This is a genomic window from Paenibacillus humicola, from assembly GCF_028826105.1.
GTDB classification, from domain to species: Bacteria; Bacillota; Bacilli; order Paenibacillales; family Paenibacillaceae; genus Paenibacillus_Z; species Paenibacillus_Z humicola.
The window spans coordinates 5,350,969-5,363,885 of sequence record NZ_JAQGPL010000001.1 but is presented as its reverse complement, the minus strand read 5'-3'; the positions used below and the strand labels follow the sequence as shown (position 1 = coordinate 5,363,885).

The window sequence follows — 12,917 nt, the reverse complement described above, 5'->3', positions numbered from 1 at the left end:
TCTTTGAAAACTGAACATATGGATCGCGTTAATTCGACAACGTTTGAATGGAATGAGCTAACAAGCTTTTTCATATCGAGCTTTTCTCTATCGACCTTCGGTCGAAAGCGAAAAACTCATTTTTATGGAGAGTTTGATCCTGGCTCAGGACGAACGCTGGCGGCGTGCCTAATACATGCAAGTCGAGCGGGGCAGGAGGGAGCTTGCTTCCTCCCGCCTAGCGGCGGACGGGTGAGTAACACGTAGGCAACCTGCCTGCAAGACCGGGATAACATCCGGAAACGGATGCTAATACCGGATACGCGGCTTTCCTGCATGGGGGAGCCGGGAAAGGCGGCGCAAGCTGTCACTTGCAGATGGGCCTGCGGCGCATTAGCTAGTTGGTGGGGTAAGGGCCTACCAAGGCGACGATGCGTAGCCGACCTGAGAGGGTGATCGGCCACACTGGGACTGAGACACGGCCCAGACTCCTACGGGAGGCAGCAGTAGGGAATCTTCCGCAATGGACGCAAGTCTGACGGAGCAACGCCGCGTGAGTGAAGAAGGTTTTCGGATCGTAAAGCTCTGTTGCCAGGGAAGAACGGGTCGAAGAGTAACTGCTTTGATCATGACGGTACCTGAGAAGAAAGCCCCGGCTAACTACGTGCCAGCAGCCGCGGTAATACGTAGGGGGCAAGCGTTGTCCGGAATTATTGGGCGTAAAGCGCGCGCAGGCGGCTTCGTAAGCCCAGTGTTTAAGCTCGGAGCTCAACTCCGATACGCACTGGGAACTGCGAGGCTTGAGTGCAGAAGAGGAAAGTGGAATTCCACGTGTAGCGGTGAAATGCGTAGAGATGTGGAGGAACACCAGTGGCGAAGGCGACTTTCTGGGCTGTAACTGACGCTGAGGCGCGAAAGCGTGGGGAGCAAACAGGATTAGATACCCTGGTAGTCCACGCCGTAAACGATGAATGCTAGGTGTTAGGGGTTTCGATACCCTTGGTGCCGAAGTTAACACATTAAGCATTCCGCCTGGGGAGTACGCTCGCAAGAGTGAAACTCAAAGGAATTGACGGGGACCCGCACAAGCAGTGGAGTATGTGGTTTAATTCGAAGCAACGCGAAGAACCTTACCAGGTCTTGACATCCCTCTGACCGGTCTAGAGATAGGCCTTTCCTTCGGGACAGAGGAGACAGGTGGTGCATGGTTGTCGTCAGCTCGTGTCGTGAGATGTTGGGTTAAGTCCCGCAACGAGCGCAACCCTTGATTTTAGTTGCCAGCACGTAATGGTGGGCCCTCTAAAATGACTGCCGGTGACAAACCGGAGGAAGGCGGGGATGACGTCAAATCATCATGCCCCTTATGACCTGGGCTACACACGTACTACAATGGCCGGTACAACGGGAAGCGAAGGAGCGATCCGGAGCGAATCCTAGAAAAGCCGGTCTCAGTTCGGATTGCAGGCTGCAACTCGCCTGTATGAAGTCGGAATTGCTAGTAATCGCGGATCAGCATGCCGCGGTGAATACGTTCCCGGGTCTTGTACACACCGCCCGTCACACCACGAGAGTTTACAACACCCGAAGTCGGTGGGGTAACCGCAAGGAGCCAGCCGCCGAAGGTGGGGTAGATGATTGGGGTGAAGTCGTAACAAGGTAGCCGTATCGGAAGGTGCGGCTGGATCACCTCCTTTCTAAGGAATATACCGGTCCCGACCAGGACCGGACAAAATGTCGAATAACGCGAATCCATGTGTTCAGCTTTGATGGAATTTGCTTGGGGCCATAGCTCAGCTGGGAGAGCGCCTGCCTTGCAAGCAGGAGGTCAGGAGTTCGATCCTCCTTGGCTCCACCAAAAGCATTGCCATCAACAAGCCGCAGATGATACAATATCATGTGCGAATTGCACCTTGAAAACTGGATACGAACAAATGAAACATCCTTTAGCTGAGTTTATTGCTTACGAAGCCCGTTTTCTTTGGAAAACGACTAGGTTAAGCTACTAAGAGCGCACGGAGGATGCCTAGGCACTAGGAGCCGACGAAGGACGTGGCGAACAACGAAATGCCTCGGGGAGCCGTAAGCAGGCGTCGATCCGGGGATGTCCGAATGGGGAAACCCGGCTGGGGCAATGCCCAGTCACCCGTTGCTGAATCCATAGGCAGCGTGGAGGCATACCAGGGGAACTGAAACATCTCAGTACCCTGAGGAAGAGAAAACAATAGTGATTCCGTCAGTAGCGGCGAGCGAACGCGGATTAGCCCAAACCAAGGGGCTTGCCCCTTGGGGTTGTAGGACGTCTCACATGGAGTTACAAAAGCGTTGGTTAGGCGAAGCGGTCTGGAAAGGCCGGCCAAAGAAGGTAAAAGCCCTGTAACCCAAAATCAGCGCTCTCCGAGACGGATCCTGAGTACGGCGGGACACGAGAAACCCCGTCGGAATCCGGCAGGACCATCTGCCAAGGCTAAATACTCCCTAGTGACCGATAGCGAAGCAGTACCGTGAGGGAAAGGTGAAAAGCACCGCGGAAGCGGAGTGAAACAGAACCTGAAACCGTGCGCTTACAAGAAGTCAGAGCCCAATTTAGGGGTGATGGCGTGCCTTTTGTAGAATGAACCGGCGAGTTACGTTCCCGTGCAAGGTTAAGGTGAAGAGCCGAAGCCGCAGCGAAAGCGAGTCTGAATAGGGCGACTTGAGTACGTGGACGTAGACCCGAAACCGGGTGATCTACCCCTGTCCAGGGTGAAGGTGCGGTAACACGCACTGGAGGCCCGAACCCACGAACGTTGAAAAGTTCGGGGATGAGGTGGGGGTAGGGGAGAAATTCCAATCGAACCCGGAGATAGCTGGTTCTCCCCGAAATAGCTTTAGGGCTAGCCTCGGCGTAAGAGTCATGGAGGTAGAGCACGGATGGGGTGCGGGGCCCGCCAAGGGTTACCAAGTCCCGTCAAACTCCGAATGCCATGGACTTATCGCCGGGAGTCAGACGGTGAGTGCTAAGATCCATCGTCAAGAGGGAAACAGCCCAGATCATCAGCTAAGGTCCCCAAGTGTGTGTTAAGTGGGAAAGGATGTGGAGTTGCCCAGACAACCAGGATGTTGGCTTAGAAGCAGCCACCATTGAAAGAGTGCGTAATAGCTCACTGGTCGAGTGACTCTGCGCCGAAAATGTAACGGGGCTAAACACACCACCGAAGCTATGAATTGCCTTTTAGGCAGTGGTAGGGGAGCGTTGAATACGGGTTGAAGGTATACCGTAAGGAGTGCTGGACTGTATTCAAGTGAGAATGCCGGTATGAGTAACGAAAAGACAAGTGAGAATCTTGTCCGCCGAAAGCCTAAGGGTTCCTGAGGAAGGCTCGTCCGCTCAGGGTAAGTCGGGACCTAAGGCGAGGCCGAAAGGCGTAGTCGAAGGACAACAGGTTGAGATTCCTGTACCACCGTAAACCGTTATGAGCGATTGGGGTGACGCAGAAGGGCAGTGACGCGGGGCGATGGAATGCCCCGTCCAAGCAGTGAGGCTGGTTGATCGGCAAATCCGTCAACCGATAAGGCTGGGCTGTGATGGGGAGGGAAAATTACAGTACCGAAGGTCATGGGCTCCGGCTGCCGAGAAAAGCCTCTAGCCAGGTGAAGGTGCCCGTACCGCAAACCGACACAGGTAGGCGAGCAGAGTATGCTAAGGCGCGCGGAAGAACTCTCGTTAAGGAACTCGGCAACATGACCCCGTAACTTCGGGAGAAGGGGTGCCTCGGTAGGGTGAATAGCCCGAGGGGGCCGCAGTGAAAAGGCCCAAGCGACTGTTTAGCAAAAACACAGGTCTGTGCGAAGCCGTAAGGCGAAGTATACGGGCTGACGCCTGCCCGGTGCTGGAAGGTTAAGGGGAGCGGTAAGCCGCAAGGCGAAGCTGTGAACCGAAGCCCCAGTAAACGGCGGCCGTAACTATAACGGTCCTAAGGTAGCGAAATTCCTTGTCAGGTAAATTCTGACCCGCACGAATGGCGTAACGACTTGGGCGCTGTCTCAACGAGAGATCCGGTGAAATTTTAATACCTGTGAAGATGCAGGTTACCCGCGACAAGACGGAAAGACCCCATGGAGCTTTACTGCAGCTTGATATTGGACTTTGGTACGATCTGTACAGGATAGGTGGGAGCCTAAGAAGCCGGAGCGCCAGCTTCGGTGGAGGCGCCGTTGGGATACCACCCTGATCGTATCGGAGTTCTAACCTGCTACCCTGAAACGGGTAGAGGGACCGTGTCAGGCGGGCAGTTTGACTGGGGCGGTCGCCTCCTAAAGCGTAACGGAGGCGCCCAAAGGTTCCCTCAGAATGGTTGGAAATCATTCGAAGCGTGTAAAGGCAGAAGGGAGCTTGACTGCGAGACCGACAAGTCGAGCAGGGACGAAAGTCGGGCTTAGTGATCCGGTGGTACCGCATGGAAGGGCCATCGCTCAACGGATAAAAGCTACCCTGGGGATAACAGGCTTATCTCCCCCAAGAGTCCACATCGACGGGGAGGTTTGGCACCTCGATGTCGGCTCATCGCATCCTGGGGCTGAAGTAGGTCCCAAGGGTTGGGCTGTTCGCCCATTAAAGCGGTACGCGAGCTGGGTTCAGAACGTCGTGAGACAGTTCGGTCCCTATCTGTCGCGGGCGCAGGAAATTTGAGAGGAGCTGTCCTTAGTACGAGAGGACCGGGATGGACGTACCGCTGGTGTACCAGTTGTTCCGCCAGGAGCACCGCTGGGTAGCCAAGTACGGACGGGATAAGCGCTGAAAGCATCTAAGCGTGAAGCCCCCCTCAAGATGAGATTTCCCAGTATGTAAGACCCCTGGAAGACGACCAGGTTGATAGGTTCGAGGTGGAAGCGCGGCAACGTGTGCAGCTGACGAATACTAATCGGTCGAGGGCTTATCCTATCGGTGTTCACGGACACGTGAACGCCGCTTCGGAAGACCAGCTAAAGAATTGATCGGATGTTCGTATCCAGTTTTCAGGGTGTAACGCCCTGAAACAGTTGGACGGATTGGGCGCAAGCTCGAACCGAGTTCAACACCCCGTTTGGTGGCGATGGCGGAGGGGAACCACGCGTACCCATCCCGAACACGACCGTTAAGCCCTCCAGCGCCGATGGTACTTGGACCGCAGGGTCCTGGGAGAGTAGGACGTCGCCAAGCAGCACGAAACCGATTCGCTAAATGCGAGTCGGTTTTTTTGTTGTTTAATACAGGTCAATTAACTTTTGGGACAGTTAACCTTTCGCCTTAGGTTCCGTATCGATTCACCGCCGCTTCAGCGGCGTCAGCTGCATCAGCTGCATCCTATTAATTCCCCAACATTCCCCTGTTGTGGTCTGAACACTTTCACAACCGGATCCCATTTGTGACGTTTAAGGAATCTCTCCGAAGAAGAAATTCCGAATCCAGCAGGCTTCCCGTTTATAATCTCCGGCACTGGTGTTAATGAGTGGTAATGTATAAATCCGCTCATGCCGACCAATATAGTGATAAGACCCTGCTCATCCGATCCCTTGACCTTTTAATAAAAATGCGTATAATAAAATTAAAGTCAAAGAAAGTCAAAGTCAATCGCACGTAAACTTTGACACTCTTGGCTTGATCGGCAAACGGTCGAAGGTTTGTTTTGGCAAGTTAGGGAGGTTGGCAAATTGCGCAACATTTCCGATCTCATCGAGCAGTATTTGAAGCATATGCTGCAGGAGAGCACTGACGGCGCCGTGGAGCTTCAGCGCAACGAGTTGGCGGATCGATTTTCCTGTGTACCGTCCCAAATCAACTACGTGATCAGCACGAGGTTTACGTTGGAGAAAGGCTACATGGTGGAGAGTAAACGAGGCGGCGGAGGGTATATCCGTATCCAGCGCATCGATCTTCCCGCTTTGACGGCCATCCAAGGTCACATCGCGCAGACGGTCGGAGACGAAGTGGACCAGAGTACGGCGGAAGGATTGATTTATCAGCTCGAGGAAGCGAAGCTCATTTCACGCAGGGAAGCCAATCTGCTGAGGGCTGCGGTATGCCGCGACGCCATTGCGGTAAAGCTGCCGCTGCGGGATCAGATTCGCGCCAGGCTGCTTAGAGCGATGCTGCTGACGCTGCTCGTGAAGTAAAGCCTATGAAACCAAGGGCTTTGCAAAGGAGGGATTTACGCTCCAATGATTTGTCAGGAATGCGAAAAAAGGCCAGCCACGCTTCATTTTACGAAGATTGTGAACGGCGAAAAAACGGAGTTCCATATTTGCGAATCGTGTGCGCGGGAGAAGGGCGAAGGTTTGCCGGGCACGGCAAACGGTTTTTCCATACACAGCCTGCTGTCGGGTCTGCTCGATTTTGAACCGGGCGGAACCGCGGGGGCAGGCAGCGCAAAGCAGCAGACGCTGCGCTGCGACGCATGCGGTCTCACGTACGCCCAATTTTCCAAAATGGGGCGGTTCGGCTGCAGTCAATGTTATGCCAAATTCGGCGACAAGCTCGATCCTATCCTAAAACGCGTACACGGTAATACGGTGCATACCGGAAAGGTGCCGAAGCGATCCGGAGGCAAAATTAAATTGAAACGCCAAATCGAACAGCTCCGGCGCGATTTGAACGAACAAATCGTACGCGAAGAGTTCGAAAGCGCGGCGAAACTCCGTGACCAGATTCGCGAGCTGGAACGAAAAGCGGCGGAAGGCTGACGGGAAAGAGGTGTTGTTGGTTTGTCGAAACGTTCGTTTGCAAGGCATGCGCTGAGCGATTGGATGAAAGGCACCGGTCCCGATTCCGATATCGTCATCAGCAGCCGGATCCGGATCGCCCGAAACCTGAGCGGTTTCCCGTTTCCGATGCTCGCTACGAACCAGCAGGCCCGCGAAGTGATGGAGCGCCTGACGGCGGTCGCAGAATCGGGAAGGCTGAGCGGCCTTGGACATTTCGATACGATTCCGTTGTCCGAACTGAACGAGCTGGAACGGCGCGTGCTGGTCGAGAAGCATTTGATCAGTCCGAATCTGGCGAACGAATCCCGGTGCGGTGCGCTTATTCTGAGCAGCAACGAATCGGTAAGCATTATGGTGAATGAAGAGGATCATCTGCGGATCCAGTGCTTGTACCCGGGCTTTCAAATCAATGAAGCATGGGAGCTGGCAAGCCGCATTGACGATATTTTTGAGGAAGTGACCGATTACGCGTTCGATGAGCACCGCGGTTATTTGACTTCCTGTCCGACAAACGTCGGTACCGGCATCCGGGCTTCGGTCATGATGCATCTGCCCGGTTTGGTGCTGACGCAGCAAATCAACCGCATTTTGTCGGCCATTACGCAGGTCGGCCTTGCGGTCAGAGGGATTTACGGGGAAGGCAGCGAGGTGCAGGGAAATCTGTTCCAAGTATCGAATCAAATAACACTGGGGCAGTCGGAAGGCGAAATTATTGAGAACCTGTTCAGCGTGGCGAAGCAAATTATTGAGCACGAGCGAGCGGCAAGACAGCGTATGCTGGAAGAGTCGCGGCTTCGCCTCGAGGACCGGATCTTCCGGTCCTACGGGATTTTATCCAATGCCTTTATTGTGGATTCGAAAGAATCCGCCCAGCGTCTGTCCGACGTGCGGCTCGGCATTGATCTCGGCTTGATCGAGGATGCCTCGCCGCAAGTGATGAATGAAATGATGGTGATGACTCAGCCGGGTTTTCTTCAGCAGCTATTTGAAGAGAAAATGAGTCCCGAACAGCGGGATGTCCGGCGCGCGGAACTGATCCGCAGGCAGCTTCATCGAAAACCTGATCATGGGGGTGCTTGAAGATGATGTTTGGACGATTTACCGAGCGGGCGCAGAAAGTGCTCGCATTGGCGCAGGAAGAAGCGGTTCGTCTCGGTCACAACAATATCGGGACGGAGCACATTTTGCTCGGCTTGAACCGCGAAGGGGAAGGTATTGCAGCCAAGGCGCTTATCGGTCTCGGTCTCAGCCTGGAGAAAATCCAGGATGAAGTCGAGGCGCTCATCGGCCGCGGACAAGAACAGCCGACGAATATCGCATATACGCCGCGGGCGAAAAAAGTAATTGAGCTGTCGATGGATGAAGCCCGCAAGCTTGGTCATACGTACGTCGGGACGGAGCATATTTTGCTTGGGCTTATCCGTGAAGGCGAAGGGGTTGCGGCGCGAGTGCTGAATAATCTCGGCATCAGCCTCAATAAAGCACGGCAGCAAGTGCTTCAGCTGCTCGGCAGCAGCGAAGCGGTTTCCAGCAGCCACGGCACCGCTTCGAACGTAAGCACGCCGACGCTCGACGGTCTGGCCCGCGATTTGACGGCGTTTGCCAAGGACGGCAATCTGGATCCGGTCATCGGCCGGAGCAAAGAAATCGAGCGCGTCATCCAGGTGCTCAGCCGCCGGACGAAAAACAATCCGGTGCTGATCGGCGAACCTGGCGTCGGCAAAACGGCGATCGCCGAAGGGCTCGCGCAAAAAATAATTGCCGGCGAAATTCCGGAGACGCTTCGCGACAAACGCGTTATGACGCTGGACATGGGCTCCGTCGTTGCGGGCACGAAGTACCGGGGTGAGTTCGAAGACCGGCTCAAAAAAATTATGGATGAAATCCGCCAAGCGGGGAATATCATCCTGTTCATCGACGAGCTGCACACGCTGATCGGCGCTGGCGGCGCGGAAGGCGCAATCGACGCCTCCAACATCTTGAAGCCGGCGCTTGCCCGCGGCGAGCTGCAGTGCATCGGCGCGACGACGCTGGACGAATACCGCAAATATATCGAAAAGGATGCCGCGCTTGAGCGCCGCTTCCAGCCGATTACGGTCGATCAGCCGTCACCTGAAGAGGCGGTTCAAATTTTGCACGGACTGCGCGACCGCTACGAAGCGCATCACCGCGTGAAAATTACGGACGAAGCGATCGAACAGGCCGTCAAGCTGTCGGATCGTTATATTACGGACCGGTTCCTGCCGGATAAAGCGATCGACCTGATCGACGAGGCCTCCTCCAAAGTACGTCTCAAATCGTACACGGTACCGCCGAATCTGAAGCAGCTGGAAAACCGGCTCGAAGATATCCGCAAGGAGAAGGACTCGGCTGTGCAAAGCCAGGAATTCGAGAAAGCGGCGGCTCTTCGCGATACGGAGCAGAAGATCCGGGAAGAGCTTGATACTACGAAGAACCAATGGAAGGAAAAACAAGGCCGCACCGATTCCGAGGTAACGCCGGAAGACATCGCGCAGGTTGTGGCAAGCTGGACCGGCATTCCGGTCAGCAAGCTGGCTGAAGAAGAGACGCAGCGTCTGCTGAAGATGGAAGACATCCTGCACGACCGCGTCATCGGCCAGGAGGAAGCCGTAAAGGCGGTCTCCCGCGCCATCCGCCGCGCCCGCGCCGGGCTCAAGGATCCGAAACGCCCGATGGGCTCTTTCATCTTCCTCGGTCCGACGGGCGTCGGGAAAACCGAGCTGGCCAGAGCGCTTGCGGAAGCGATGTTCGGCGATGAGAATGCGGTCATCCGCATCGATATGTCGGAGTATATGGAGAAGCACTCCACCTCCCGTCTTGTGGGAGCTCCTCCGGGATATGTCGGCTATGAAGAGGGCGGCCAGCTGACCGAGAAGGTACGCCGCAAGCCGTATTCGGTCGTCCTGCTCGACGAAATCGAGAAGGCGCATCCGGAAGTGTTCAATATTTTGCTGCAGGTGCTGGAAGACGGACGGCTGACGGATTCGAAAGGCCGCGTCGTCGATTTCCGCAACACGCTTATCATCATGACGTCGAACGTCGGCGCCGAACAAATCAAGCGCAATTCTTCGCTGGGCTTTACCGCCGCGCAGGATGCCGGACGCGACTTTAACATCATGAAAGACAAAGTGATGGCAGAGCTGAAAAAAAGCTTCCGTCCGGAGTTCCTGAACCGGATCGACGAAACGATCGTCTTCCATTCGCTGGACCAGGAGCACATCGCACAAATCGTGACGCTCATGTCCGACGAGCTGCGCAAACGGCTGCGCGAGCAGGAAGTGGACTTCACGCTGACCGATACTGCGAAAGCTTTTCTCGCCAAGGAAGGCTTCGATCCGCAGTACGGCGCGCGTCCGCTGCGCCGGGCGATCCAGAAGCATATCGAGGATCGCTTGTCCGAGGATCTGCTGATGGGCAATATCTCCAAAGGCGATACGCTGACGATCGACGAGAAGGACGGCGAGCTGGTCGTGACGCGTTCGAACGCCGAACCGGCTGCAAAATCGTAATCCCGCTGTAAAGCCACATTAAGGGACAGTTCCGACAAGCCCCCCGGGGGCAGAAAGGAGCTGTCCCTTTTTTTGGCGCAGTGCCGAAGGCAATAAAGGTGTTTATCCCCGGCGCGAGAAATGGTAAACTTTTGTTGAACGCCTATCGAATAAGGAGCCGCTAATGGCAAAAGTTAAAATCAAATTCGCATGTACCGAATGCGGCAACGAATCGCCGAAATGGCTGGGCAAATGTCCGGGCTGCGGTTCATGGAATACGATGATTGAGGAAAAGGAAACGATCGTCAAAACACAGGGTATGGGCTCACCGCTCATTCAGACGAAAGAAAAGCCGCGTTCCATCATACACATAGAAAGTGGCCAGGAGCCCCGAATCGAGACCAAGCTGCAGGAGCTTAACCGCGTGCTCGGCGGGGGCGTCGTGCCCGGTTCGCTCATTCTGGTCGGCGGGGATCCCGGGATCGGGAAATCGACGCTGCTGCTGCAGACGTCCCATGCGCTGGCGTCGAAATCGCTCACCGTGCTGTATATTTCCGGCGAGGAATCGGTTCGCCAAACGCGGCTGCGGGCCGACCGTCTCGGCGCGTTGACGGAGTCCCTCTACGTGCTGTGCGAGACGAACATGGAGCTGATTAACGAAGCGATTGAGTCAATCCGGCCGGATTTTCTCGTTATCGATTCGATTCAGACCGTATACGACCCGAACGTGCCTTCAGCGCCCGGCAGCGTCGCGCAGGTGCGTGAGTGCACGGCCCATTTTATGCGCGTCGCAAAAATTAAAGGCATCGCCACCGTGCTCGTCGGCCATGTGACGAAGGAAGGCGCAATTGCCGGCCCGCGTCTGCTGGAGCATATGGTGGATTGCGTGCTCTATTTCGAAGGCGAACGGCATCATTCGTATCGGCTGCTGCGCGCGGTCAAAAACCGCTTCGGCTCGACGAACGAAATCGGCATCTTCGAGATGGGCGAAAGCGGCCTGCGCGAAGTGACCAATCCGTCGGAGCTGTTTCTGTCGGAACGGCCGCTCGGCGTTTCGGGATCCATCGTCGTGGCGAGCATGGAAGGGACGCGTCCGGTGCTTGTCGAGCTGCAGGCGCTCGTGGCGACAACGAATTTTCCTTCACCGCGGCGGATGTCGACAGGCATCGACCATAACCGGATGGCACTCATCATTGCCGTGCTGGAGAAGCGAATGGGCATGTTCCTGCAAACCCAGGACGCTTATCTGAACGTCGCCGGCGGGGTGAAGCTTGACGAGCCGGCCGTCGACCTGGCGGCGGCCGTCAGCATCGCTTCCAGCTTCCGCGACGCGCCAACGAGACCGTTCGACGTCGTGTTCGGCGAGATCGGGCTGACCGGAGAGGTGCGCGCCGTATCGAGGGCGGAGCAGCGCGTAAAGGAGGCGCAAAAGCTCGGATTCAAGCGCGTGATCATGCCGGAGAAAAGCCTGAAGGGCTGGAACCCGCCGTCCGGCATCGATATCATCGGCGTAGAAACGGTGTCGGACGCGCTTCAGGCGGCGCTTGGATAGAGGGGGCAAATGATGAAGGAACCAAGTCCACAAGAAATCATGAATCAACTGCTGCAAATGGTCGCGCCCGGGACCGCTTTCCGGGATGGTCTGGACAACGTTCTGCGTGCCAAAACGGGGGGACTCATTGTCGTCGGTTACAGTCCGGAGGTCATGGAACTCGTTGACGGGGGCTTTTCCATTAACTGCGATTTTTCTCCGAACTATTTGTACGAGCTGGCCAAAATGGACGGCGCCATTATTTTAAGCGAGGACCGCAAACGCATTTTATATGCCAATACGCAGCTTATTCCGGACAGCTCCATCTCGTCGATCGAGACGGGGATCCGCCACAGGACCGCGGAAAGGGTGGCCAAGCAGACGGGCAAGCTGGTCGTTTCCATTTCGCAGCGGCGTAACGTGATTACGCTGTATCAAGGAAATCTTCGTTATTCCCTGAAAGAAATGGGCGTTATTTTAACGAAGGCGAATCAGGCGATTCAAACGCTTGAGAAATATAAAACGGTGTTGAACCAGTCGTTTACGAATCTGTCCGCGCTTGAATTCGAAGAACTGGTTACGCTGCAGGAAGTCGCCCATGTGATCAAGCGGGTTGAAATGGTACTGCGCGTGAAAAACGAAATTAAACGTTATGTGAACGAGCTGGGGACCGAGGGCCGGCTGATCAGTATGCAGATGGAAGAGCTGGTCGGAGGCGTCGAGGAGGAAGCCTGGTTCCTGCTGAAGGATTACGCCCGAGACTCGCAGGACGAGCGGGTTCGCGAAATCCGGGCCGCGATTCATAAGCTGAATTCGGAGGAGCTGCTTGATTCGGGACCGATCGTCAAGCTGCTTGGTTACTCCGCAACAAACACCGCCGTCGAGGAGCTGATCGCTCCGCGCGGCTACCGGCTGCTGAGCCGGATTCCGCGGCTGCCAACGGTGATTATGCACAATTTGATCGAACACTTCCAAAAGCTGCCGCATATTTTGATGGCGACCATTGAGGAGCTGGATGCCGTCGACGGCATCGGTGAGGTCAGAGCCCGCGCAATTAAGGAAGGGCTGAAGCGGATCCAGGAACAGATGTTCATTGACAGACAAATCTAAATCCCATACAATGTGAGAATGCGGACAGTGACTCTTTTGCCGCTTCTGCGCCGCGGTCGCTCATCCCC

6 protein-coding genes, 1 tRNA gene and 3 rRNA genes are annotated in these 12,917 nt (G+C 55.5%); all 10 read left to right on the top strand.

The annotated features are described in order from the left end of the window. Positions 1–121 precede the first annotated feature (121 nt). The 10 genes from PD282_RS24635 to disA all read left to right on the top strand — a co-directional run bounded on the left by PD282_RS24635 (position 122) and on the right by disA (position 12,849). Positions 122–1,673: ribosomal RNA gene (locus tag PD282_RS24635) — 16S ribosomal RNA — on the top strand. 85 nt (positions 1,674–1,758) lie between these two features. Then, positions 1,759–1,834 (top strand) — tRNA-Ala (locus PD282_RS24630). Positions 1,835–1,971: 137 nt separating this feature from the next. After that, a 23S ribosomal RNA gene (locus PD282_RS24625) occupies positions 1,972–4,900 on the top strand. Between the two features lie 141 nt (positions 4,901–5,041). Next, positions 5,042–5,158 (top strand): 5S ribosomal RNA (gene rrf, locus PD282_RS24620). The 16S, 23S and 5S rRNA genes sit together here with 1 tRNA gene alongside, the layout of an rRNA operon. A gap of 491 nt (positions 5,159–5,649) precedes the next feature. Beyond that, complete coding sequence (locus tag PD282_RS24615; RefSeq protein WP_274654107.1) at positions 5,650–6,111, top strand: CtsR family transcriptional regulator; 462 nt, start codon at positions 5,650–5,652, stop codon at positions 6,109–6,111. 45 nt (positions 6,112–6,156) lie between these two features. Then, positions 6,157–6,678 carry a protein-arginine kinase activator protein McsA gene (locus tag PD282_RS24610; protein ID WP_274654105.1) on the top strand — a complete coding sequence of 174 codons (522 nt, stop codon included), beginning with the start codon at positions 6,157–6,159 and terminating at the stop codon, positions 6,676–6,678. 21 nt (positions 6,679–6,699) lie between these two features. After that, positions 6,700–7,779, top strand: coding sequence for a protein-arginine kinase McsB (locus PD282_RS24605; protein WP_274654103.1), 1,080 nt, complete (start codon positions 6,700–6,702; stop codon positions 7,777–7,779). A gap of 2 nt (positions 7,780–7,781) precedes the next feature. Next, on the top strand, positions 7,782–10,229 hold the full coding sequence (gene clpC / locus PD282_RS24600; protein WP_274654101.1) for an ATP-dependent protease ATP-binding subunit ClpC: 2,448 nt from the start codon (positions 7,782–7,784) through the stop codon (positions 10,227–10,229). A gap of 163 nt (positions 10,230–10,392) precedes the next feature. Then, positions 10,393–11,760: a DNA repair protein RadA gene (gene radA, locus PD282_RS24595; RefSeq protein WP_274654099.1), complete on the top strand. Its 1,368-nt coding sequence runs from the start codon at positions 10,393–10,395 to the stop codon at positions 11,758–11,760. A 12-nt stretch (positions 11,761–11,772) separates the two neighbouring features. Beyond that, positions 11,773–12,849, top strand: coding sequence for a DNA integrity scanning diadenylate cyclase DisA (gene disA / locus PD282_RS24590; RefSeq protein ID WP_274654097.1), 1,077 nt, complete (start codon positions 11,773–11,775; stop codon positions 12,847–12,849). The last annotated feature ends 68 nt before the right edge of the window (positions 12,850–12,917 follow it).

Coding starts and splice junctions, on each gene's coding strand:
- radA (WP_274654099.1), top strand. CDS start 10,393: ATGGCAAAAGTTAAAATCAAATTCGCATGTACCGAATGCGGCAACGAA.
- clpC (WP_274654101.1), top strand. CDS start 7,782: ATGATGTTTGGACGATTTACCGAGCGGGCGCAGAAAGTGCTCGCATTG.
- PD282_RS24610 (WP_274654105.1), top strand. CDS start 6,157: ATGATTTGTCAGGAATGCGAAAAAAGGCCAGCCACGCTTCATTTTACG.
- disA (WP_274654097.1), top strand. CDS start 11,773: ATGAAGGAACCAAGTCCACAAGAAATCATGAATCAACTGCTGCAAATG.